The organism is Colwellia polaris (assembly GCF_002104515.1).
Classification (GTDB): domain Bacteria; phylum Pseudomonadota; class Gammaproteobacteria; order Enterobacterales; family Alteromonadaceae; genus Cognaticolwellia; species Cognaticolwellia polaris.
This window is the reverse complement of the sequence record NZ_NBOE01000010.1, coordinates 29,887-53,377: the sequence shown is the minus strand read 5'-3', so window position 1 is coordinate 53,377 and position 23,491 is coordinate 29,887. Positions and strand designations below refer to the sequence as shown.

Here is a 23,491-nt window from a genome sequence, read left to right as displayed (position 1 = left end):
AATATAAACTTACCCTCGCATTAATTACAACACCCTTAATTGTTATCGCATTAACCTATAACGAAAAACCACTTCTTGAGTTATATCGAAAATTTGCGCTATGCCTGCAACACTCCATATTTCTTGCTCTATCTGTTTACCACGGTGAATGGCATAACCACTAATATAATTAAGCTCAGGGTGAAGGTGACTCATATCAGGCTCCGCTGCGCGCGAAAGTTTTACCATCACGCAAAAGAATTGTCCGCTTTTCAATGCTTGATGAATAAACCTTTGTTTTAACGCTTCGGTATTAAGTTCAGTCGAGAGTTTTATTTTTACGGCTTTTTCTACCAGTTCAATACTTGGGTCTATCGCAATATAAAGTATTTCATTACTGGCAGTTTCACTTTGTTGCATTTTTTTGAGTTTAGCGGTCAAACTCGCCATAAACCCGGCATGACCCAATATAGGGTATAAATTATAATGAGATTTACGTTCGCTCAATTGCGCCATTTCAGCCATAAATTTACTACTAGAGTCGCCACTAGCAATAACTTCTGTTTTATAACGACTACCACTTGTTTGTATTACCAAGGCCGGAATAGTAGAGCTTGCACTGTAAATATTTCTTAATGCTTTAGCTAAGCCTGGGCTGGCCATTACATACTCATCTGAGGTTAATTTATCACGGTTCTTATCAATTAGAGCTTTAAAAAACTTACGGCCAATATGCTGATGTTTTTCAACAAAAACACGTAAATTAACAGTAGTTTTAGCGCGATTAATCCGCATGACTTCATAAGGCAAAGCGCTTAAATCAAAGCTTGAGGTTATTTTTTGCAACTTAGGAAGTGCTAAATAAACAATATCACCAACAATTAAACTTGTACTTTGTTCTAATTCAACTTTTAAACCAGAAGTAGAAAAGTTGATTGAAACGCCCTTTGAAGTAACACCATTTATGTTTACATTAGCAGGGGTTTTATAAGTAAAACGCAACTCTTGTCGTTTATTTCTATAATTAATACCCACTTCATCAACACTAAAAGGTTTACTTAAACGTTTATGTCCAAACCTTTTTAGTTTTACCGTATTAACGCCTTCATAAGAGAGCGACTGATAAGCTATAGTGCTGTCGGCATGCGTTACATCTTTTACAACAACCATATAAGGTGTTTGGCTTATTAAGGCGCTAATGTCTTCAGGTATGGGAGCATTTAAGTATTCGTTTTGTTTAGTGGTGCTATTGGCTAAAGTAAAATGTGACTCTGCACGGTCAGGCGCTATATCGACTAAATTTAACTGGGTAACTAAAAAGTTTTCTTTATTTGCCGCAAAACCTAAAAATTGCAACATAAACTCTGGGTCTTCACTCAGTTGTAACTCATCAGCGGTATAAAAATAAAACTTACCTTGGCTACGATGAATAAAGCTAAAAACCAATAAAGATTTTTTTCTCAAGGCTAATTTTTTTAGTCTCACGATGCGCTCAGGAGAAAGTAAGCAGTAAAGTGTTGAGTAGCGTTTTTCGTCTTGCCAATACTGATATAAATTTTGATTGTTATTACAAGTAAGTGCATATTTTGGCGATAATACATTTACATTCTTTTCTATAAAAACAGGTAGTTCATTTGACTTTGGTAAAACAAACTGTTCAAAACTACGTGTTTGCAAAGCCCGAATGGTATTGTCTAAATTAATTTTATAACGACGCTTATTCGTTCGAATAAAACTCATTAAATATTTTGTAAAGTTTTCTGACTCTGTTCTATCTTCGATAATTCTTTGCACGCCAACGAGCTGCATATTATCTAAAACAGTTACATTTTTAACTTCGTAGAGAAATTCGCTGTCTTCAGTAAGTTGATGTTGTTCTTCTAAGCCGATAAAACGCAGCGTAATTTTTTGCCCTATTTCGATGGCGCTAGAGTCGTTAATTCTGAACTTACAGCCATGTACACTCATATCCGAGGTTGAGCATTTAAATTCGTTTGTTGTATCTAGCATGACCTTAATCGAAATAACAAAATTCATTCGTTCTTCATTACGATCATGATATGCGCCAAAACGATGAAATTTGGCTGGAAATTGCGACTTTTCAAATATCTTATTATTATCGGCAGGTTGGCTTTTTGCCGTATTCGTTTTTTCTTTTTGATAGATAACTCGAAAGTTATTCTCTGTATTCATAACTTCTTCGTAGACGCCTAAAGTATAAGCACCGTAGCGAGAAAATGCGGAGGTAAACACCGAAATAGCCAAACTGTCTAGGTAGTGAACTCTGCCTTCATGCTCAAAGGATTTGCACTCTCCATCAACATAGCCTCTTAAATCAATCAAACGACTACAAGGTGTAGCTAAACGCTTTATTTCCATTTTTAAAAGAAAACGCTCAGTTTTAGGAATATCTTTTGTGACAGCATTAAACCTAGCTTCAAAGTCATTATTTAAGACTTGGCCGCTAAGTTCAGTAATAATTTTTTGGTATTTTGAAAAATCTTTATTCATTTACACTTCAATATCTTTACAATAAAGAAAACTACTCATCAAATATTGCGCTAGTATATGCGGCTTGTAGTAAATATTCACTACCCGCTGTGCACAATATTGAAAAGTAACTCGTTTATATTTAACTGTTTTAAAGCAATAACCATACCTTTTAAATTATTATAGAAGCCGAGAAACAATAAATATAAACTTAATACCTAAAAGTATAACAAAAAGCTTTTAAGTTATTAATTACAAAGTGAAAAATAAATTTTACACGCAATACAAAAAGTCGTTATTGATTAATAAATGGTATTGTCATCATTTTGACTACCTTAAATCAGAAAGAAAATAATTTAAGAAATAGGCAGCCAAATGGCAAAGTTAGCAAAAATAGAATTCGTTTGTACCGATTGCGGCATGAACTACCCGCGTTGGCAAGGTCAGTGTCGATGCGGCGCATGGAATACCTTGGCAGAAATGAAAATCTCGCCAAATCAAAGTAAAAGTGCCACCAAAAGTCGTACGGTATCTGCTGGTTATGCAGGCGGCACGGGTGGCGGTTCAAAGAAAATAAACGATGTTGAAACCACCGAGGCTGAAAAGCAGTTAACCGGCATAGGCGAGCTTGACCGCGTATTATGTGGCGGCGTTACCACCGGCTCTGTCAATATTATTTCAGGGGATCCGGGTGCAGGTAAAACCACCCTACTTTCGGATTTAGTGGCTCGCATGTCACAATTAATGCCGTCGCTTTACTGTACCGCAGAAGAGTCGCTGTCGCAGTTTAAAAACAGAGTGCAGCGCTTAAAGCTTGATTATAATCCTGAAGAATTATATTTATTATCTGAAACCAGTGTTGAAGCGATTATTGAAGAGCTAGAGCAAAAGAAAATCAAGTTCGCGGTAATTGACTCCATTCAAGCGGTAGTTACCGACAATGCCAATGGTAGCCCAGGCTCACCTTCACAAGTTAAAGGCGCGGCGCAAGCATTAACCCAATACTGTAAACAAAATAACGTTACTATGTTTTTAATTGCCCATGTGAATAAAAACAACGAAATTGCTGGCCCACAAACTTTAGTACACATTGTTGATGCCCTGCTCCACATTGACACTAACGACGGCCAAATACGTACCTTACGCGCTAATAAAAACCGCTTTGGTGATATTGATACCGTTGGTATTTTCAAAATGTGTGAGCGCGGCATGCTCAGTGTTGATAACCCAAGTGAGATATTTTTATCGGGCTCAAGCACTGAATCCCCAGGCTCTGCCATAACGTGTATTCGCAAAGGTAACCGTAACTTATTGCTCGAAATTCAGTGTTTAACCACTGAAACTGAGGCTGAGTTTCCACAACGTGTTTGTGTTGGCTTGAATATGAATCGCATAAAAATGTTAACCGGTATTTTGCGTAAACACACCAAAACAAAAATTTATCACGATACCTTTTTCAACATTATTGGCGGCTTAAAAATAGATGAGTCAGAAACCTGTATTGATCTTGCCTTAGTCACCGCGCTTCTAAGCAGCTTAAATGAATTTGTTATTCCAAGAACCACCTGCATTATGGGTGAACTTAGTTTAAATGGAGATGTGCGCCCAATAGACAGCGGCGTACCACGAGTAAAAGAAGCCGCCCAACATGGCTTTCAAGAGATATTTATTCCATTTCGAAACTATCATAAATCAATGGAAGGTTTAGGGGCTAAAATCACCCCAGTTAAAACTATTCATGAATTAATTGAGTTGATTAAGTAGCGCTTTAGAAAATGAGTGGCATGATTACTGATTATAAAAACTCGTATTCAGCGCCATTTGATTGATATTAGCGCAATATAAATTACAGTAGCCCATTATTTGGGTGTTCAATATTATAAAAGGAAGTTAAATGAGAATAGCCGTATTAGGGGCAACAGGGATGATTGGACATCATACCGCTATAGCCGTTGTCGCAAGAGGCCATGAGCTAACCATTGTTCATCGTGAGTCTTCAGATATGAGTAAAGTCCAACACTTACCTTATACCTCTGCGATAGCAGATTTATCTGATGAAAAAGCCTTAAGAGAAGCCTTTGCAAATGTTGATGCGGTAATTAACTGTGCTGCTCCCTATCCAACGGTTCCTATTCCATGGCAAGAGGAAGTTAAAAACTCACTTGCCAAAATGGAAAGCTTTTACAACGCTTGCGAGCAAAAGCACCTTCAAAAAATAGTGTATTTGGGCGCTGCTATTGCGTTAAAAAAACATCCTGAAGGTTTACCAGCCAATGAAACGCTAGAGTACTCAACGGCACCTGCTAATAAAAACCCTTACATTCAAGCTAAATGGGCCATGGATGTGCAAGCAATGAACAAAGCAAAAGCAGGATTACCTGTCGTTATTGGCATTCCTTCAATGACCTTTGGAGAATACGACTATGGCCCTTCTACGGGGCAATTACTGGTGGGCGTAGCGAATCAATCGTTACCGGGTTATGTAAAAGGCGACCGTAATCTAATTTATGCTGGCGACGCCGGCTTAGGCCTTACCCTTGCTTGTGAAAAAGGTGTGCCGGGGGCAAGATATTTATTTACTGGCAACAATATCGCTATGGATGATTTAGTGTCGTTAATGGCTAAAGTCAGTAAAGCCCCAATTCTTAAAAGCACACCTTTGTTTGTTGCAAAAATTATAGCGAAAATTCAGTACTTTAAATACAAGCATAGTAATGCAGATTTACCTAAAATTAGTGATACGGCCATAGCAGTGATGTCCTCAGGACAATTTTTAGATGGCACTAAAGCACAAAAAGAACTTGGCTTTAAGACCACCCACTCAATAAAAGAAGCCATTCAAAAAGCTCATGATTGGTTTGTTGAAGTTGGGTATATTAAATAAGAAAGCACTAAGTTACATATTTGCAGCTAGATCTCATTTCCTCCCAAGTCACGTAATGAGGAAAATAGACAAGTTACCACCTATTCAGTTATTTTTTACAAGGAATTACGACTTAAAATGAAAAACTTAGCCATTCTGCTTTTTATTTTTATAGCATTTTTATCTCTCGCAGAAGAAAGGTATATCTCATATGAGGAGTTAACTCTCGGTATGAAGCCAAGTGAGTCATATGTAACTGGAGCTAATAAACTAATAGAGTATGCTTCTTTTAATGAAACTTATGCATGTAAATTTATGGTTAGTTTAACTTACAGCGCACACCTAAAAAAATTGCATGACGTAGCTAAAGAGCACTACAAACAACAAAAAACAAACGGTCAACTTACAGAAACTGAAATCACCAAATTGTTATCTATTTCAGATGAAGAAATGATGTTTAATACTTGTATTAAGATGAATTTGGCCGATGAGGCAACAAATGCTCGTGCTAGTATGGATAATATTAGTAAGGAGCTAGTACAAGAAACTAAGGCATTTTTTAGGTCTAAACTTCCAGACGGAACAGTTAAAACTGTATTAATGAAAAAAGAGAAAAATGTTTGGAAAGTTGCAGCAATTCAATAAAACCATACAAGCTAATTAACAAGAAAAAACAGTTAGCTTTTTCGTTACTCAACATTGTAACCAACAACTTCATACCCGTATGTTGAGACATTTCAACCAACCTGGCCCCGCAGAAACCATGAAAGAGTTGGCAGGGCAAGGATTGACGACTCAGAGCAGTTTTGATGGTGAAATCTATGTACTTAATGGCAAAATTATGCAGAAAAGCTGTGCTTTAATAGCGTCATGCGCCTGTTTACTTAGCAGCAGTGCCACAGGACATTGCTGCTGCGTGATGGATACTTGAGTAAACTTTAATTCAAGTATCCTTCGAGAGCTTAGGGTGCTCAGTTCGTGTCACCTGTATGTATTACTGTAGGCTCTGTCAGGCGTGTAACTAAAAGCTGCTCGACTTTGAAACCATCAACGTCTATGGCTTCAAATTTATAACCGTCGAGGATCACATAATCAGTACGTTTTGGTAGACGTTTCAATGTATAGATCAAAAACCCGGCAAGAGTTTCATACTGGTTAGCGTTGGGAAATATATCTATCTCTAACAGCTTCATCAAATCGACTATCGGCGTTACGCCGTCAACTAACCAAGAGTTGGCATCACGTTCAACAATTTGCTCTTCGCCGTGCATCGTCACTAGGTTACCCATAAAACTACTCATTAAGTCTTTTAACGTCACTAGACCAACGACCATACCATATTCGTTAACCACTATCGCAAAAGGCTGCAGCGCTGTTTTAAACTCGTTAAGCGCTTCTGACAGGGTTAAGGTTTCCGGTAAGTAAAACAGTTCAGTTTGGATCATACTGTCTTTCAAATGAGCGGATTCGCCCTTAAGCAGTTGGCGTAATATTTGTTTCGACTCAACCGAACCTATAACGCGTTCTAAATGACCATCACATACTAAGAAGTTATTATGCGGGTGTTCTAGGATTTTAGCGCTGATGGTTTCGCTGTCATCATTAATGTCAAAATAAACGATAGAATCTCGTGTCGTCATCGCAGTAGGCAGAGTACGCCCTTCAAGTTCGAACACATTACCCAGAAGATGATATTCCTGTTGTTGCAACGAGCCGTGCTCTGCCCCTGCGTCCATCATGGCGACGATATCTTCGGTAGTAACCACGTCTTCACGTACTGTCGGCACCTTAAAAATACGTAAGATCAGGTTCGTAATGCTGTTAAATAACATCACAAATGGCTTTAACGCGTAGGTGATTGTATTCATCAAACCAACGATTTTTACAGCAACGGCCTCAGGCATGATCATAGCAATGCGTTTCGGCAATAAATCAGCGAACAAGATAAATAACGATGTAATGGCTAAAAAAGACAGCACGAAGCTAATTTGTTCTGCCAGTGCGCCGGTATACACCAGCGCCACTAATTTAGCGGTATAAGGCGTTAGAGTTTGTTCACCAATAATACCGCCTAGGATAGCGATGGCATTGAGGGCGATTTGGATCATGGCGAAGAAATTTCCGGGCTGCTCTTGCAAGCGAACAACAGCTTTGGCCTTTTCATTGCCTTCATCAGCCATAACTCTTAATTTGATTTTCCGCGCAGCGGCGATGGAAATCTCCGACATAGCAAACAAGGCACCAAATAATATCAATATGGCAATACCTAATAAATCACTCATGTTTTACTCCAATTCACCGAGTTGACTGGGCGCCAACTATCGTCTTACGTTACAAAAAAAGCGAGCAATTATTATTGAATATTAGTTAGACAGCAACAAAATTTATCATAAACAATAAAAAATAAAATTATCAAATAAAAATCAATGTGTTATATTGATATTTAGTTTTATTTTTTTTCTGGTTTTGTACAAAATAATGTCATAAAGTGACTATTAAAGGCGCAGGTCTTGGCACTATTCAAACTCTTGCCTGATATTATGGCTCATTAACAATTTATTATGGGTGGCTTAATAAATTCTTCCTTGATTATCATCGCTTAGTATACTAATAACTTTGCCAGAGCCTTGAACTTGAACATTACTTTTATGATTTTTATAAGCTTCATTAAGAGATCTAGAATTTGAAAAATTTGACCACTGTAAAAAAGTGAAGCCTACTAAAATAAATATTAAAAGTTTACGCATACACCAAATTTTCCCTAGCATTATAGACACAATGACCTCCAAAAAGTGCTAGCTTCTGAACGTGGGTTAATTTTACAAACCAGAGCCATAATATATGTATCAACAATATAAAGCAGAGGCTAGCATGACAAAAGATAACATATCTTTCATTGGTTTAGACACTGAATAGCTGAGGCCAAGGTTATTGAAATTAACTCTAGCAGACCCGCTTAATTTTCTTATATGTGTTGATTGCACTAATCTAAATGTAATCAATGATTACCTTTTTATTAATGTTGTAATACTTTATTTAGAGTGAGTGTCCAAATTAATCTAAGTGTCCAAATTAATCTTATGCATAATTTAACACTACATGTTGAGCTAGTGTTGGTACTTCAAGGTATTCGTATGCCGCATTAACTTTTTTAATAAAGTTTTCATCATTAGACATCAAAATATGACAGAATGAAGCTATAGATGCATGGCTATTATCACTAACGGCAGCAATAAACCTCCTTTCTTTATGAACTTTTGAGTCAGGATAATACCCCAAAGTATTCAACATATTATAAATACCGATTATTTTTTGGTGTTTATAATATGGCTGTTCTGGATTAATTGGGTTTTTATTTAATTGAAACAAACCGTCTACATCAAGATTTTTTTGGCTATAAGTTGGGAGTTCTTTTAACGTATCCCAAATTTTGATAAGTACATTTGGCGGCTCAATATTATTTAGTTGTTTGGGACCAATACCTACTTGTGAACGAAAATCTTTAATACCATCCCAATTTTTATCATCTTCAATATTTTCAATCATCATACTTTCTGTTTTTTCTAAAGCTGTTTTAAATTGAGTAGTCATTTCCTGAGTATAAACACTCAACTGACTTTGAATCTCTGGGGATAATTCGTCAGAGTTATCCATTATTGATTTCATTAACTCAGAAAATGCAGAGACTTGTTCGCTGTTAATATCTGCAATACTATCGCCTTTTCTTCCACCTGAGAATTTGAATAGCCATTGTTGCATTGCATGTTCCATGTCGATACCATCATCGGCATTGTCACAATACTCTGTGTATACTTCAAAAGGGTCACGATTACTTATTAAGGCTTTATCTGTGATCGTAAAACTAGGCTGTTCAACAATTAATTTCAAATAGTTTGCTTTTAGGTCTTTAAGTACCTTGAGGAAGCATTCTTCAAAGCCTTTTGAACGTCTAATTTCTTTGAGCGTTTCATCTGAATAAACTACTTGATAGTCGTTTATTAAAATCTGACCAAATTTCCCCAACCCTTCTTTGGTGAAAAAATCTAGAATATTCTGATCAAGATAAACGGTAGGCTTTCCTTTATATGCTGGAATTGACTCCATTGCTTAATCCTTTAGGCATAATAGCTTATTAGACAGATCAGATCCCACGTCCACAAGCAAGACAACCCAACTAATGAATATTTATTCAAATCAATATACATAACCAACCTTTTACATTCAATAAGTTAATACCGTCCGTTGAATATCCTATGTAAAAAAGCGGATTAACTTGCCTTGTCAAGAAAACAGGAAACACACGGAATTTATATAAAAAAGCACATTAAAAAAAAGTGACATAACCACTTAAGCTATGTCACTTTCTATTGTTATTACAAAAACCATAAATCTAAGGTTTCTAGAAAACAACCTACGATGGCTCATAATCCAAATTAGCCGACAGCCAACGTTCAGCTTGTGGCATGGTCATTTCTTTACGGGCGGCGTAACTTTCTACTTGGTCTTGCGCTACTTTGGCTACCGCGAAGTATTTAGATTCTGGGTGGGCAAAGTACCAACCGCTTACCGCTGCGCCTGGCCACATGGCAAAGCTTGAGGTTAATTCCATACCAATGTTTTCTTCAACATTAAGCAGCTGCCACAACAAGCCTTTTTCGGTATGTTCTGGGCAAGCAGGATAGCCGGGAGCTGGTCGAATGCCCTGGTATTTTTCACGAATTAAATCGTCGTTCTCTAGGTTTTCGTCTGGTGCGTAGCCCCAATATTCTTTACGGATTTTCTCGTGTAGATACTCAGCGCTTGCTTCGGCTAATCGGTCGGCTACGGCTTTAATTAAAATGCTGTTGTAGTCGTCGTGATCGGCGTCAAAGGCTTTGACTAAATCTTCTACGCCAAAACCTGCCGATACCGCAAATGCGCCAACATAATCGTTAATACCCGAGGCTTTATCGGCCACGTAATCGGCTAAACAGCGATTATATTGCCCGCTTGGTTTTTTACTTTGTTGGCGTAACTGATGCAGCTTCATTAATGGCTCTGAGCGTGTTTCATCAGTATAAAGTTGTAAATCGTCTTGCTCGCGATTCGCTGGAAACAAACCAAAAACGGCTTTTGCGGTTAGTTTTTTGTTGTTGATAACATCGTCTAACATGGCGTTGGCGTCATTAAACAATTTAGTTGCTTCTTCGCCGATAACTTCATGTTTCAAAATTAACGGATACTTACCTGATAACTGCCAAGTCATGAAAAATGGCGTCCAATCGATATAACCTCGAACAATGTTTAAATCGATATTATCAAGCACACTGACGCCTAACTTGTTTGGCACGGTTGGCGTATAGTTCTCAAATGTAATTGGCACGGCATTGGCGCGAGCGTCTTTTAATGAAATTAAACTTGAGCGTGGGCCTTTTTTATAATGACGTTCGCGCACTTTTACGTATTCAGCATTTTGGCGTTCAACAAAAGCGTCTCTGTGCTCGTCTGAAAGTAGCGTACTAACAACCGATACTGAGCGCGATGCATTAGGTACATACACTACAGGATGATCATACTGCGGCGCTATTTTTACCGCAGTATGTGCTTTTGAAGTAGTCGCGCCACCAATTAATAACGGCAACTCGAAGTTTTGTCGCTTCATTTCTTTGGCAACATGCACCATTTCGTCAAGCGATGGCGTAATTAAGCCCGACAAGCCGATAATATCGACCTTTTCTTCCCGGGCAACCCGCAAAATATCTTCACACGACACCATTACGCCTAGGTCGATAATTTCGTAGTTATTACATTGCAGTACTACACCAACAATGTTTTTGCCAATGTCGTGAACATCGCCTTTTACGGTTGCCAGTAATATTTTACCGTTCGATTTAACTTCGGTTTTTTCAGCTTCAATAAACGGGTTTAAATGCGCTACCGCTTGTTTCATTACTCGTGCTGATTTTACCACTTGCGGCAGAAACATTTCACCAGCGCCAAATAAATCGCCAACGACATTCATGCCGTCCATTAACGGCCCTTCAATAACATCTAAAGGTCGTTTAGCCTCTAACCTTGCGGCTTCGGTATCTTCAATAATGAATTCGTTTATGCCTTTCACCAATGAGTATTCTAGGCGTTTATTAACTGCTAATTCACGCCATGAAAGATCGGCTTTACTGTTTTGGCTACCGGCTTGGCCGCGAAATTCTTGGGCGATATCTAATAAACGCTCGGTTGCGCCATCGTCTGAGTTTTGAATAACATCTTCAACCGCTAAGCGAAGGTTGTCAGGAATATCAGAATAAATTGCTAATTGCCCAGCGTTAACTATGCCCATATCCATGCCATTTTTTATTGCATGATAAAGAAATACCGCATGAATCGCTTCACGTACCGGGTTGTTACCACGAAACGAAAACGACACGTTAGATACGCCGCCTGAGATCATCGCATGGGGTAAGTTTTGCTTAATATCGCCTACGGCTTCAATAAAGTCGCGCGCATAGTTGTTGTGCTCTTCAATACCGGTGGCTACGGCAAAAATATTCGGGTCGAAAATAATATCTTCTGCTGGGAAGCCAATTTCATGCACCAAAATTTGATAAGCACGCTTACATATTTCGTATTTACGCTCGCGAGTGTCAGCTTGGCCTTTTTCGTCAAACGCCATAATAATAACCGCTGCACCATAACGACGTAGCAATTCGGCTTGTTCGCGAAAGTTGTCTTCGCCTTCTTTTAAGCTAATGGAGTTAACCACCCCTTTACCTTGAATGCACTTTAAGCCGGCTTCTAAAATATCCCATTTAGACGAGTCGAGCATAATCGGCACTTTAGCAATATCTGGCTCGCCGGCAATTAAGTTTAAAAAGCGTACCATGGCGGATTTTGAATCCAACATGCCTTCGTCCATGTTGATATCAATAATTTGCGCGCCGTTTTCCACTTGTTGCAAGGCAACAGCAATGGCTTGGTCGTAGTTTTCTTCGGTAATTAAGCGTTTAAAAATAGCCGAGCCAGTCACATTAGTACGTTCACCCACGTTAACAAACAAACTGTCTTCTTTAATGGTTAGCGCTTCTAAGCCTGATAAGCGACAGGCAATTTCTTTCGGCTTAATTTCACGCGGCGCAATGTTAGCCACGGCTTCAGCCATGCCTTTAATGTGATCAGGCGTAGTGCCACAACAGCCGCCAATAATATTTAAAAAGCCAGAGTTTGCCCATTCAGCAACATGTTTGTCCATGTCTTCAACGGTAAAGTCATATTCACCAAAGGCATTAGGTAAACCGGCATTAGGATGAGCAGACACAGCCGCGTCTGAAATACGGCTTAATTCTTCAACATATTGGCGTAACTCAACCGGACCAAGTGCACAGTTTAAACCAAATGAAATCGGCTTAGCGTGGCGCAGCGAGTTATAAAAAGCTTCGGTGGTTTGGCCCGACAATGTGCGCCCTGAGGCATCGGTGATCGTACCTGAAATCATCACAGGAAAGCGCTCACCACGTGCTTCAAATACGGTTTCAATAGCAAAAATAGCTGCTTTTGCGTTTAAAGTATCGAATATAGTTTCAATTAAAATAATGTCACTGCCGCCATCAAGCAAAGCATTAGTTGATTCAATATAAGCGTCTTTAAGTTCATCAAAAGTGACATTACGATACGCTGGGTCGTTTACATCAGGCGATATTGAACAGGTACGGTTTGTTGGCCCTAACACACCAGCAACAAAGCGCGGTTTATCAGGGTTTTGTGCAGTAAATTCGTCAGCAACTTCACGCGCTAATTGCGCTGCCGCTAAGTTAATAGCTGCGCTGTAACCTTCCATGTCGTAATCAGCCATGGCAATGGTGGTGGCATTAAAGGTGTTAGTTTCAAGAATATCAGCGCCAGCGACTAAATATTCACGATGAATGGCTTTAATCACCTCCGGTTGCGTTAGCACTAACATATCGTTATTGCCTTTTACATCACTATGCCAGTCGGCAAACTGTTCGCCGCGATAGTCTTGCTCTTCAAATTTATACGCTTGGATCATAGTACCCATTGCGCCATCTAAAATAAGAATACGTTTATCTAACTGCGCTTGTAATAAGCCATAAGAAGCTGATTGAACTACTGAGGTTTTTAATTGAGTGTTTGATTGCTTAGACACGAGATTTTCCTGGGTGAATGGCTTTAATATGGTCTGCATCTAATTGATACGGCGTAATTTGATAAACGTAGTAGTTTAACCAGTTGGTGTAAAGTAAGCTGCCATGGCTGCGCCACATGTTAATTGCTTCTTTTTCTGGGTCATTATCGGTAAAATAATTAACCGGTATTGTAACATCGCCGCCAGCGGCAATATCTCGAAAGTATTCTTCGCTGAGTGTGCTTGCATCGTATTCTGGGTGGCCAGTTAAATAGACCTGCTGTTTATTTTTACTCGCGGCTAAGTAAACTCCACCCTCTGCAGATTCAGCTAATATTTCAATATGTTCAAGTGACTGATAATCAGCCTTGTCGATATAACCATAACGAGAGTGCGGTACACTAAAAGTTTCATCAAAACCGCGAGTAAGCTGTTCATCTGGCTTTAAACAACGATGGCGATAAACACCTGATAGCTTTTGCTTTCGCAAATGTCGCTTCAAACCATAATGATGATAAAGCGCGGCATGAGCTGCCCAACAAGAGAACATGGTTGAGGTAACGTTTTGTTCTGCCCAGTCAAACACTTCGCAAATTTTATCCCAAAAGGTTACTTGCTGATAATCTAATAACGCTAGCGGTGCACCTGTAATAAGCAAACCATCATATTGTTTGTGTTTAATATCATCGAATAAGCGATAAAAATTATCTAAATGCGCTTGCGGTGTATTTTTAGATTCGTTTGCATGAATACGAACGAACTCAACATTTATTTGCAGTGGCGTATTCGCCAGCATACGCAGAATTTGCACTTCGGTTTCAATTTTATTCGGCATTAGGTTAAGAATTGCCACTTCCATAGGACGAATTTCTTGATCGGCGGCACGACGTTCAGACATGACGAAAATATTTTCTTTGTCTAAAATCGTTAAAGCAGGTAATTCATTGGGGATTTTTATGGGCATAGCACTAACCTAATATCTGAAAACCGTTATAGCTGTATTAATTATAAGTGGACTTAATCAGTATAAAATAACGCTGAGAAACAGCTTTTATATTTACTAATTTTATCTCAGTATAATGTGACTTGGATTTCTAGCTATGTCAACCTCTAAACGTATAGACGTCTAAAATAAGTATAATTTAATAAACTACTACCTTCTTATATAATATATAGCGATGTAATAATCTCAGACGTCAATTAGGACAATAAATGCAAAATGGATTTACAGAGCCGATTCAGTACCTAAGACGCTAGCACTTTGTGTACTTACTATCGGGGCTTATTTAATATATAAACTTTACCGTTTTTCTTACCAAATAAATAATCTAACAACGTTTAAAATATCTCCACTATTTATGGCTACCAGTATTGCGTTATTTATAATTTCATTAGGGAGCTTAATTTACGGTTTGGCTAATTTTCATGACCTCACTATTTTAAAAAGCTCGATTGGTATTCATATGATCTCAAGTGTTTTTGATGTAACTTGGATAATAATGGTACGTAATCGTATGAATATGAATATGAATATGAATATGATTGCAGGAGTTAAAAAAGGTGACAAGCTTTGGTTAAATCCATATATAACATCAATTTTTCATGTGATTTATATGCAACATAAAATAAACCAAGGCTCAGATAAAGTAACAATTTAATAAGCTAAAACAGGGTTAAACGATAATTAAACAGAATTAAAAAGAAGTGAGCCTTTACGTTATTTTAGCCAATAACTCTTATCACTTAACCTATCATTATATAAAATGGAGTTTACATGAGACTACTATTAATTTTATCAATTTTTGCATCATCAGTTTCAGCTACACAGTTTGATCTAGAAACCTATTCTACATCTACTGACTTTGCACAAGTTAAGGAAGTTTTGGCTACCCAAGAAGCAAATGGTAGTTGGTGCTTTGGAACGTCTGTAATACATAATGATGAAGGTTGGGAGCATTACGCAAATGGCTGGGAGATAATAGATCTAGAAGGTAATCAACTAGGCACTCGCAAGCTTCATCACCCCCATGTTAATGAACAGCCCTTTACACGTAGCCAATGTAATATAAACATACCCGCAAACATCTCTAAAGTTATCGTACGTGCAAAGTGCAATCAGCACGGCTTTGGCGGCAAAGCTATGCTTGTAGAACTGAACATTAATTGAGTTTTTAACATGCCGAAAATTAATCGAGACTACTCATAATTCGCTCCACCTAGTTTTCAAACAAATATCAGCCAACATTATTTAGTCTGCTATATTAGATGCTATATTTTTAGGAGAGTACGGATGCTTCCAACCATTATGTTTATTTTTTGCGCTTGCTTTATTCTTGAAAGAATAATGCCTGGCTGGCCCTTACCACATATTAAAACATGGCCTATTCGTGTGTTATTAATTAATGCAGTTCAAATAGGTGTTGTATTATTGGCAGGTGTATCATGGGAGTTATGGCTGGCATCTTGGTCCGTTTTTAACTTATCGGAATCGGTTCCTCCTGCTTTAGATGGATTTATAGCTTATTTTATTGCTACATTTGTTTTTTATTGGTGGCACAGATGGCGTCATGAGTTTGATTTATTATGGGTTGGTTTCCACCAAATTCACCATAGCCCGAGAAGGTTAGAGGTTATAACTTCATTCTATAAGCATCCTGGCGAAATGATTGTAAATTCAATACTCGGTAGTTTATTGGTTTATACATTACTTGGGCTTTCACTAGAAGCTGCTGCAATTTACACTTTTTTTACTGCTATTGGTGAGTTCTTTTACCACACTAATGTAAAAACACCTCGTTGGATTGGTTATATCTTTCAGCGTCCTGAAATGCATAGAATACATCATCAAACAGGTCGTCATAAAAACAACTATGGCGATATTGTCTGGTGGGATATGCTTTTCGGTACTTATGAAAACCCTAAAGAATGGAAGCACTCTTGTGGCTTTACGCCAGAAAGAGAGGAGCGTTTAGCTGATATGCTTGTATATAAAGATGTGCATAAAAAATAAAATAAGTTACTCAAACCCACTAAAAAATCATCATTAATTTGGTGAATATTAACAAGCTTTGTTAAAAGAGCTTCAGCATCAATGATAACTATTAAAAGGAGATATTATGAGAGTTAGTTTTTTATTAATACCATTATTACTTTCAGGGTGTGCAGGTTTGCCAACATATATTGAGCCGCCAACAAACACACCATCAGCGCAGTTAACAGTAATTAGCAACTTTGATGCTCCTTTTCTTGGATATTCTACATTTATAAATGTTCACACTGAAGAAGATACATGCGGTAAATCATTTGGTTCGAAGAGTGCTGCAAAATTAATTGTACTAGATGATAGCAACCCACTAATTTCTGAATTGAACCCTGATGGTGTAAAGCTTTCAGTTGGCAACAAGTACAGTTTCATGATTATGTCGGTGGCAGGCATGGATAATTGTACTATTTACGCATCATTCAATCCGGAAATTAATCAGTACTATAAAATGAATGTTTCTGGGGTTTTAGGCTTAAGCGGCAATATGTGTAAGGCAGAATTATACACTTATAATGAAATTACTGATATCGCTATACCCGTTGACTTTACATATTATGGGCATTGTAAAGATTGAATAATCAACGAGCTAGCAAATTAGACAGAACTAAAAAGTATGGCTATTGCTATGCGAATTTAGCTAAATGATTAATAATAAGTTATTTCAGGGATCGTTATATCAACGATATATAGTAAGGCGATGTTCGAGTACATTCGAATAATTAGGCGAGAACGAAAATCGCTTTCAAAAAAGCTCAAAGTTATAACTGATACTTTAAATGTTACAAGCATTGTTTGTGGTGGTTTATTGTTTGTTAAATCTTTTTCTATACTGCTAGATTCGTCTTTTGGTTATTATGTCACTGATTTAAAAGAATTCAGCGACATATTATTTTGGTCGACTTATATCAGCACAATTTTTATTTTTTATTATCTTGGACAATTTTTAGTGCTAGGTATTACAACGTCTATTTTGTGTATCTTAGGCAAGATAACAAGCAAAGAAGCGCTAAAATATACCTTTTATTACCGGTTACCCGAAAGCTGGTTAGCTAAGTAATGAAACAGAAGTTTAGCTAAAGATGCTTGCCTTAAAAAAACAAGCTCCCAAGCTAAAGTTTAAACTGCTTATGCGTCGCGTAACCAACCGTTTTCTACGGCTAAATCAATTTGCTTAGAGACATAAGTCCAAAGTTTTGGGGCTAGCCCATCTAATAAATTATTACGGGCAATAACTTCAGATTTACTTACTTTATGTTTTGCCCAGCTGCCACCGTTATTTTTCATATTTTGTAATAATGGTAAAACTCGGTCCATGGCTTTAGCAAATTTTGCGTCGTTGGTTTCTGCTGCTTCAAACTCTAACCAAAGGTTTAACATTTCTTGATATTGCTTTGCAGGCAATAAACCAAAAATACGTTCTGCGGCCGCTAGCTCTTTCGCTTCTTGGGCATCAAGATCAGCCTGCTGTGCAAAGGCAAATGTGTCACCAGCATCAATCTCAACGATGTCATGAATAAGAAGCATAATAGTCACTCGTGCAACATTTACCGGCTCTGCAGCATAACCGTTTAATGTTTGTGCCATTAATGCAATATGCCAACTATGCTCAGCACTGTTTTCACGTCTGTTATTATCAGACTTTACCGTGACTTGTCGATAAACGGCTTTGAGACGGTCTAACTCTAAGATGAAATTTAATTGCTGCTCTAAATCTTGCATTATTACTCCTAATTAAAAGCATTACGGTATTTATAACCACAATGATTGATATGGGGACTACTCACTGTAACAGCAACCTTATTATGCAATTGCGTTTGTTTTATAATGTAAAGTTTGTGTGGGCTTTTACATTAAGTTTGCATACAAAGCATATATTTTTATTAAAATATCTTACTGCCCGCTTGAAAAAAAAATTAACGCCCTAATATTAGGCTTATTCATGGCAATTTAACTTATCGATATGTGGCGTTTTATCACAATAACTTTGGTGTTATTTTTTCTAGTACAAAATGCTAGCGCTTTATCGAACGCAGAATATGCTCAAAAACATAGCATACAACAAAGCAACCTTGCCCAAGATGAGCAACACGTTAATGTAAATTTAGACGAGCATCAGCCAGAGCATTTGTTTAATTTACCTAGAATTAATACCTTCAGCCCTGCTACCTTTTCAGTTGAAGCGCAAACAGCGCCAATTTATGTTTTGGTTATCGAGTTTTTTAAAACCGAGAGCAGCGCTAGAGAATATAAGAGTTTAGCCCCACCACCTTTATTAGTTAGTTGGTTTGAACAACTGCATAATCAAGCAAGTTCATCGCGTATTTCCGGCTGGAAAGACGGTAACTTTTTATACACTGCAACATTAACCTATCACAGCTAGTTCATTTATCTTCTGCACAAGCCTTAAACATTAGCTTTATTGGCTGAGCACAAATCGAAAATTTTACTTTTAAATTACTAATGCCATTGATGGTATTTAGTCACTTATCGCATGCGTTTAGTTTTTTAGCTTAACGTTTGAAAAAAGTGTAGATAACGAGATTTCAAAATGAACACACGCAACAAATCAACTATTAAAAGCTTTAGCTGGCGAAACATTGTCATACTTATCACGCTGATATTTATGATCGTCAGTGCATTACCAAATTTGTACCCTGAAAAATCAAACATTCAGTTAATCAGCAGTGGCAACGACATTGAGCAAACGACTCCAGAGCAATTAAACACGCTCTTGCTAAATAACCACTTAGCTTCAGAGCAGATAATTACCAATGCCACCGGCACGGTAATTACCCTTAAAAACAAATCAGATGAACAAGCCGCTAAAGCACTTTTAAGCAAAGCGCTAGACGGTAAATATAGCGTAAGCAGCAGTACGACAAGTGATGCCCCAGCTTGGTTTAAATCGATGAAAATGGAGCCAATAAAATTAGGTTTAGATTTAAGTGGCGGCGTATTATTTGTTTTAGATGTTGATACCGACAGAGCAATGTTCGAACACTTAAAAGGGCTTGGTAACGACTTAAAGACTCAAAGTATAGAAAAACGTATACGCGGCGTTAATTTTACTCAAACGAATAACAACTCAATTGAACTTAGTTTTCCGATTTCTATGCAGAATAAAGTTGAATCTCTGCTTAGTGATATCACCAAACAGTCGCCTGAGCTGAGTGTTAAAAATATTGGTAATACGCATAAATCATTATTTTACTCGCCTCAAGAGCAAGTAAGCTTTAGACAAGCCACCATGAAACAAACCTTGAAAACTATGCGTGGACGTATTGAAGAACTAGGCATTAGTGAAGCGATTACCCAGCAACAAGGTAAAAATAGAATACGCATTGAGCTACCTGGTGTGCATGATCCTGAAGAAGCTAAACGTATTATTGGTGCTACCGCTACACTTGATTTTTATCAACTTGCTGATGGTTCACATACTGCTGGCGTTTTACAAATGGCCGATAGCAGCGGCCGTAAGTTCATCCTAAATAGCAAAGTTGTTTTTTCTGGCAGTAGCATTAAAAATGCGCGCGCAGGACAAGATGAAATGGGTATGCCACTGGTAAATTTAACCTTGGATAGTGTCGGCGGTAAAAAAATGTCGGCTTTTTCAAAAGAAAATATTGGTAAGCCCATGGTAACGCTGTTTTCTGAATTTCATCGTGACAGCAATAATGAGATTGTTAAAAAAAGTAAAATTATTAATGTTGCCAATATTTCTCAGCACTTAGGTTCACAATTTAGTATCACCAACATGTCGAGTCCACAAGCCGCGCAAGAACTGTCACTTTTGTTGCGAGCAGGTTCATTAAATGCACCCGTAACCATAGTAATGCAACGTAATATTGAAGCAACACTAGGCGCTGACAATATTGATAATGGTGTTAAAGCGCTCAGTATAGGTATTGCATTTACCTTGTTGTTTATGGCCGTTTGGTACCGCACTTTAGGGCTTATTGCTAATGTTGCTTTAGCGCTAAATTTAGTCAGCTTATTAGGGTTAATGTCTTTATTACCCGGCGCTGTTTTAACCTTACCCGGTATTGCAGGTTTAGTGCTTACGGTTGGTATGGCGGTTGATGCAAATGTACTTATTTTTGAGCGTATTAAAGAAGAGTTAAGAAGAGGACGTAAAACTTTATCGGCGATTGAGGTTGGATATAAAAGTGCCTTTGCCACTATTTTAGACGCTAACATTACCACTATGATCACCGGCATTATTTTATACACCATAGGTTATGGGCCGGTAAAAGGCTTTGCCATTATTTTGTGCTTAGGCATTCTCACCAGTATGTTTACCGGCGTATTCGTTGCAAAAGCATTAACCAATATGGTTATTCGAGATAATAAAAAACAACTTATGGGTATTGCGCTAGAAGACGACACTAAAGCTTCACGAATAGCTCAATCTTCTACAAAACTAAACACTAAAAACAAATCTAAAAAAACAACTAAAAGTAAAACAGAGCAACTTACCGACTTAGGAGCTAATTCATGAACAATACCAAGGTAAAACCAACATCTATTATCAGTAAGCTTCGCTTTGCGAGTTTTTATTTTGCCGCCGCACTTATTGTTATTTCTTTAGTCGGATTATTTACCAAAGGCTTAAACCTTGGTTTAGATTTTACCGGCGGTTATATAACCGAGTTTTCAACCGAGCAATCGTTTGAACAAGCCGAGATGCAACAAAAGCTAAGCAGTTACTTATCAGAAGATTTTCAATTATCGTCTGCTGACAACGGCACCCATTGGAGTGTGCGACAAGCGGACAATAATGCTGGGCAACAAAATAGTACTTGGTTAACCGAGTTTACTCAAAGCAGTGGCTTATCGATAACCCCACAAGATGCCATGTATATTGGTAGCCAAGTTGGCGATGAATTAATCGAGCAAGGTGGCTTAGCATTACTGACCGCGGCAATAGTAATTTTGGTGTATTTATCGCTAAGGTTTGAATGGCGACTAGCGGCAGGCTCAGTGGTAGCACTTATGCATGACGTAGTGGTGGTATTGGGCATATTTGCTTGGTTTGAAATCTCTTTTGATTTAACCATTTTGGCGAGCTTATTGGCTATTATTGGTTATTCGCTGAATGACTCAATAATTGTTGGCGATAAGGTCAGAGAAATTATCATGCGTAACAAAAACAGTAATGTTGATACCACAATTAACTTAGCGATTAAATCAACCTTAGTGCGCACTTTAATTACTTCGGGTACAACGCTAGCTACTGTTCTAGCCATAGGTTTATTCGCTGGGGAGTCTTTACAAGGCTTTGCTATCGCATTGTTTAGCGGAATATTAGTCGGTACGTATTCTTCAATTGCTTTGTCGGCAACTATTCCACAGCTTTTAGGTTTAAGCCCTGATCATTATCATAAACAGGCACAAGAAATTTGTACTTTACCGTAAGTGATTAACTTTAAGCTTTAAGCTTTAAGCTTTAAGCTGTCAGTTATAAGCTATTAGCAGCACAGCGGTGTAATCGAGGTTTTTATCAGCACTAACAGTTAAGCACTATTGCCAAATGGGATAACGACTTCATTAGAAGTGGAAGTCGCCCATTTTTTGAATTGAGATGAGTTGAAGTATGTTGAATTACCTTAAGTAAACTTTAGCTTAGCTGACTATGAACTCGACCTTAAAATAACGGGAAATTAATCGAAGCTTAAGTCTTATTTTTAGTCAAGCTTAGTTAAAAAAGCTTGCTAACCAATCAAAGGTTAACACGGTTGTAAAAATTTTTAAGCCAACCAAAGCTATACATATTAAGATGAGCAACGCTTTTTTTTTCTTGCTTTTAATGTTAAGCCAATAGCGCCATTTTGCTTTTATTTCTTTATTTATTTCGGCACTAACACCGGTTTCATCTTCTGACTTTAGTGGTTTATTCTGTTCGTTCATTTTAAGGTTTTTCTTAGTAAAGTACCGTGTTGCTGAACTTTATTTGCTTGGCTAAAGTAAACTCTTGTACAAAAAATTAAGAGTAAAAATATGAAGTAATAACTAATTGACCCGCCACTATAGCCTGCTCTGTGCTCAACTTTAGCAATTTTTTCTTCTTTTACTCGGATTTTAAAGTTTGCTAATTCAGCTTCTAAGTTGCTGGTCATATCGGTAACAGCTAAACCAAAACCTTCTAATGACTTTTGCGTTAAGGTGTCGTCAACGCCAACTGCTGTGGTACGTTTTTCAAGTTTGTTTAAACCTGGCGCTCTAAAAAGCATTTTTTTACTTTTAATATCAAAAACCGCAGTATCAACAAACGTTTGAACTGAGTTTTCATTACCCGGAATTATGTACATGCCAACAATAGTCCAATATAACAAAGCGGCATTATTCTCTAGCGATTGAGTAACTTGGTCGTATGAAACTAGTGCCATAACATCAACATCGTAAAGGCGGCCAACTTGCTCTAATGTGGTAAAACCTTCTCCGCCATTTAAATAGCTGCTTGGGATAATTTCAATGCGATCGATGTAATCATATTTAAGGAATGTTTTTTTTACTTTTTCGAGTAGTTCAATTTGATCTTTGTTATGAATACCATCTCGTTGCCAATTTTTTGATGGCACAAAAGCTAAACCCACTTTAACGGGTAAAGTTAACACCGGAATTTCAGGCTTATGTGCAGCCCTGCTCTCGTGATTAGGGTAAAGAAAGTCCATTAAACTACTTGATTGAGTTTTCTTACCTGTATTGTTGCTCAAGAAAGCGCTACACGATGTGATGCATAATACACTCAATATACTGATCAAAATTTTAGCTTTCATCGATATTCCTTTTGTTGTAATTGATAAGCGACTTCCCTTATTAATAATTTATCGTAACACGCTAACGAGCTTAATATAAAATTAAAATATAACCTTTAGGTGTATTACATTTTTAATCAAAAATTTATAACAAGGTAATATAGTAGGTGATAGAAAAAGGGTAGATAGAGTATTTAACCTGAACTCTGGATAATGAGTGCTTGATACTCAAGTGAATCAAA

The 23,491-nt window shown here is 37.6% G+C and carries 19 protein-coding genes; 10 read left to right on the top strand and 9 right to left on the bottom strand.

Annotated elements, in window-relative coordinates:
* Positions 1-42 precede the first annotated feature (42 nt).
* Entirely contained in the window at positions 43-2,490 is a 2,448-nt protein-coding gene (locus tag B6A32_RS14575) for a PilZ domain-containing protein (RefSeq protein WP_085305370.1), read from the bottom strand.
* 354 nt (positions 2,491-2,844) lie between these two features.
* On the opposite strand from B6A32_RS14575, the gene radA reads away from it, so the two are divergent.
* The 3 genes from radA (at position 2,845) to B6A32_RS14560 (ending at position 5,977) form a co-directional block, all read left to right on the top strand.
* Positions 2,845-4,233: a DNA repair protein RadA gene (gene radA, locus B6A32_RS14570; protein WP_085305368.1), complete on the top strand. Its 1,389-nt coding sequence runs from the start codon at positions 2,845-2,847 to the stop codon at positions 4,231-4,233.
* Positions 4,234-4,363: 130 nt separating this feature from the next.
* Positions 4,364-5,353, top strand: coding sequence for an NAD-dependent epimerase/dehydratase family protein (locus B6A32_RS14565; protein ID WP_085305366.1), 990 nt, complete (start codon positions 4,364-4,366; stop codon positions 5,351-5,353).
* A gap of 117 nt (positions 5,354-5,470) precedes the next feature.
* Positions 5,471-5,977, top strand: a complete 507-nt coding sequence (locus B6A32_RS14560) for a hypothetical protein (RefSeq protein ID WP_085305364.1) — start codon at positions 5,471-5,473, stop codon at positions 5,975-5,977.
* 326 nt (positions 5,978-6,303) lie between these two features.
* Here the strand turns inward: B6A32_RS14560 and B6A32_RS14555 are convergent, their stop codons facing one another.
* The 5 genes from B6A32_RS14555 to B6A32_RS14540 all read right to left on the bottom strand — a co-directional run bounded on the left by B6A32_RS14555 (position 6,304) and on the right by B6A32_RS14540 (position 14,415).
* Positions 6,304-7,614 (bottom strand): hemolysin family protein, encoded by a 1,311-nt coding sequence (locus tag B6A32_RS14555; RefSeq protein ID WP_085305362.1) that lies wholly within the window; start codon positions 7,612-7,614, stop codon positions 6,304-6,306.
* A 288-nt stretch (positions 7,615-7,902) separates the two neighbouring features.
* Entirely contained in the window at positions 7,903-8,100 is a 198-nt protein-coding gene (locus tag B6A32_RS19225) for a DUF3465 domain-containing protein (protein WP_233131438.1), read from the bottom strand.
* Between the two features lie 310 nt (positions 8,101-8,410).
* A complete protein-coding gene (locus tag B6A32_RS14550) occupies positions 8,411-9,436 on the bottom strand; it encodes a hypothetical protein (protein ID WP_085305360.1) in 1,026 nt (341 codons plus the stop codon).
* Positions 9,437-9,743: 307 nt separating this feature from the next.
* Positions 9,744-13,472, bottom strand: a complete 3,729-nt coding sequence (gene metH / locus B6A32_RS14545) for a methionine synthase (protein WP_269844048.1) — start codon at positions 13,470-13,472, stop codon at positions 9,744-9,746.
* Positions 13,465-14,415 (bottom strand): homoserine O-succinyltransferase, encoded by a 951-nt coding sequence (locus B6A32_RS14540; protein WP_085305545.1) that lies wholly within the window; start codon positions 14,413-14,415, stop codon positions 13,465-13,467. Before B6A32_RS14540 ends, metH begins: the two co-directional genes overlap by 8 nt.
* A gap of 394 nt (positions 14,416-14,809) precedes the next feature.
* On the opposite strand from B6A32_RS14540, the gene B6A32_RS14535 reads away from it, so the two are divergent.
* The 4 genes from B6A32_RS14535 to B6A32_RS14520 all read left to right on the top strand — a co-directional run bounded on the left by B6A32_RS14535 (position 14,810) and on the right by B6A32_RS14520 (position 17,068).
* Positions 14,810-15,109 (top strand): hypothetical protein, encoded by a 300-nt coding sequence (locus B6A32_RS14535; protein ID WP_085305357.1) that lies wholly within the window; start codon positions 14,810-14,812, stop codon positions 15,107-15,109.
* Positions 15,110-15,225: 116 nt separating this feature from the next.
* A complete protein-coding gene (locus tag B6A32_RS14530; protein WP_085305355.1) occupies positions 15,226-15,618 on the top strand; it encodes a hypothetical protein in 393 nt (130 codons plus the stop codon).
* A gap of 123 nt (positions 15,619-15,741) precedes the next feature.
* Complete coding sequence (locus B6A32_RS14525) at positions 15,742-16,461, top strand: sterol desaturase family protein (RefSeq protein WP_085305353.1); 720 nt, start codon at positions 15,742-15,744, stop codon at positions 16,459-16,461.
* 106 nt (positions 16,462-16,567) lie between these two features.
* Positions 16,568-17,068, top strand: a complete 501-nt coding sequence (locus tag B6A32_RS14520) for a hypothetical protein (protein ID WP_085305351.1) — start codon at positions 16,568-16,570, stop codon at positions 17,066-17,068.
* Between the two features lie 551 nt (positions 17,069-17,619).
* On the opposite strand, the gene B6A32_RS14510 is transcribed toward B6A32_RS14520, so the two are convergent.
* A complete protein-coding gene (locus tag B6A32_RS14510) occupies positions 17,620-18,213 on the bottom strand; it encodes an HD domain-containing protein (protein ID WP_085305347.1) in 594 nt (197 codons plus the stop codon).
* A 241-nt stretch (positions 18,214-18,454) separates the two neighbouring features.
* Between B6A32_RS14510 and B6A32_RS14505 the strand changes: the two genes are divergently transcribed.
* The 3 genes from B6A32_RS14505 (at position 18,455) to secF (ending at position 21,909) form a co-directional block, all read left to right on the top strand.
* Entirely contained in the window at positions 18,455-18,874 is a 420-nt protein-coding gene (locus B6A32_RS14505; protein ID WP_085305345.1) for a hypothetical protein, read from the top strand.
* Between the two features lie 168 nt (positions 18,875-19,042).
* A complete protein-coding gene (gene secD / locus B6A32_RS14500; RefSeq protein WP_085305343.1) occupies positions 19,043-20,992 on the top strand; it encodes a protein translocase subunit SecD in 1,950 nt (649 codons plus the stop codon).
* The gene (gene secF / locus B6A32_RS14495) at positions 20,989-21,909 is read left to right on the top strand and encodes a protein translocase subunit SecF (RefSeq protein WP_085305341.1); all 921 of its coding nucleotides are present in this window, start codon (positions 20,989-20,991) and stop codon (positions 21,907-21,909) included. The genes secD and secF overlap by 4 nt, the downstream gene beginning before the upstream one ends.
* A gap of 279 nt (positions 21,910-22,188) precedes the next feature.
* Here secF and B6A32_RS14490 read toward each other — a convergent pair whose 3' ends face one another.
* Both B6A32_RS14490 and rhlP read right to left on the bottom strand, forming a co-directional pair.
* Positions 22,189-22,401, bottom strand: coding sequence for a hypothetical protein (locus B6A32_RS14490; RefSeq protein ID WP_085305339.1), 213 nt, complete (start codon positions 22,399-22,401; stop codon positions 22,189-22,191).
* A complete protein-coding gene (rhlP, locus tag B6A32_RS14485) occupies positions 22,398-23,270 on the bottom strand; it encodes a rhombotarget lipoprotein (RefSeq protein ID WP_085305337.1) in 873 nt (290 codons plus the stop codon). Before rhlP ends, B6A32_RS14490 begins: the two co-directional genes overlap by 4 nt.
* Positions 23,271-23,491: the final 221 nt, after the last annotated feature.

Excerpts from the sequence above, each read along its gene's own strand:
- B6A32_RS14575 (WP_085305370.1), bottom strand. The coding sequence starts at position 2,490 with ATGAATAAAGATTTTTCAAAATACCAAAAAATTATTACTGAACTTAGC.
- radA (WP_085305368.1), top strand. The coding sequence starts at position 2,845 with ATGGCAAAGTTAGCAAAAATAGAATTCGTTTGTACCGATTGCGGCATG.
- B6A32_RS14565 (WP_085305366.1), top strand. The coding sequence starts at position 4,364 with ATGAGAATAGCCGTATTAGGGGCAACAGGGATGATTGGACATCATACC.
- B6A32_RS14560 (WP_085305364.1), top strand. The coding sequence starts at position 5,471 with ATGAAAAACTTAGCCATTCTGCTTTTTATTTTTATAGCATTTTTATCT.
- B6A32_RS14555 (WP_085305362.1), bottom strand. The coding sequence starts at position 7,614 with ATGAGTGATTTATTAGGTATTGCCATATTGATATTATTTGGTGCCTTG.
- B6A32_RS19225 (WP_233131438.1), bottom strand. The coding sequence starts at position 8,100 with ATGCTAGGGAAAATTTGGTGTATGCGTAAACTTTTAATATTTATTTTA.
- B6A32_RS14550 (WP_085305360.1), bottom strand. The coding sequence starts at position 9,436 with ATGGAGTCAATTCCAGCATATAAAGGAAAGCCTACCGTTTATCTTGAT.
- B6A32_RS14540 (WP_085305545.1), bottom strand. The coding sequence starts at position 14,415 with ATGCCCATAAAAATCCCCAATGAATTACCTGCTTTAACGATTTTAGAC.
- B6A32_RS14535 (WP_085305357.1), top strand. The coding sequence starts at position 14,810 with ATGGCTACCAGTATTGCGTTATTTATAATTTCATTAGGGAGCTTAATT.
- B6A32_RS14530 (WP_085305355.1), top strand. The coding sequence starts at position 15,226 with ATGAGACTACTATTAATTTTATCAATTTTTGCATCATCAGTTTCAGCT.
- B6A32_RS14525 (WP_085305353.1), top strand. The coding sequence starts at position 15,742 with ATGCTTCCAACCATTATGTTTATTTTTTGCGCTTGCTTTATTCTTGAA.
- B6A32_RS14520 (WP_085305351.1), top strand. The coding sequence starts at position 16,568 with ATGAGAGTTAGTTTTTTATTAATACCATTATTACTTTCAGGGTGTGCA.
- B6A32_RS14510 (WP_085305347.1), bottom strand. The coding sequence starts at position 18,213 with ATGCAAGATTTAGAGCAGCAATTAAATTTCATCTTAGAGTTAGACCGT.
- B6A32_RS14505 (WP_085305345.1), top strand. The coding sequence starts at position 18,455 with ATGTGGCGTTTTATCACAATAACTTTGGTGTTATTTTTTCTAGTACAA.
- secD (WP_085305343.1), top strand. The coding sequence starts at position 19,043 with ATGAACACACGCAACAAATCAACTATTAAAAGCTTTAGCTGGCGAAAC.
- secF (WP_085305341.1), top strand. The coding sequence starts at position 20,989 with ATGAACAATACCAAGGTAAAACCAACATCTATTATCAGTAAGCTTCGC.
- B6A32_RS14490 (WP_085305339.1), bottom strand. The coding sequence starts at position 22,401 with ATGAACGAACAGAATAAACCACTAAAGTCAGAAGATGAAACCGGTGTT.
- rhlP (WP_085305337.1), bottom strand. The coding sequence starts at position 23,270 with ATGAAAGCTAAAATTTTGATCAGTATATTGAGTGTATTATGCATCACA.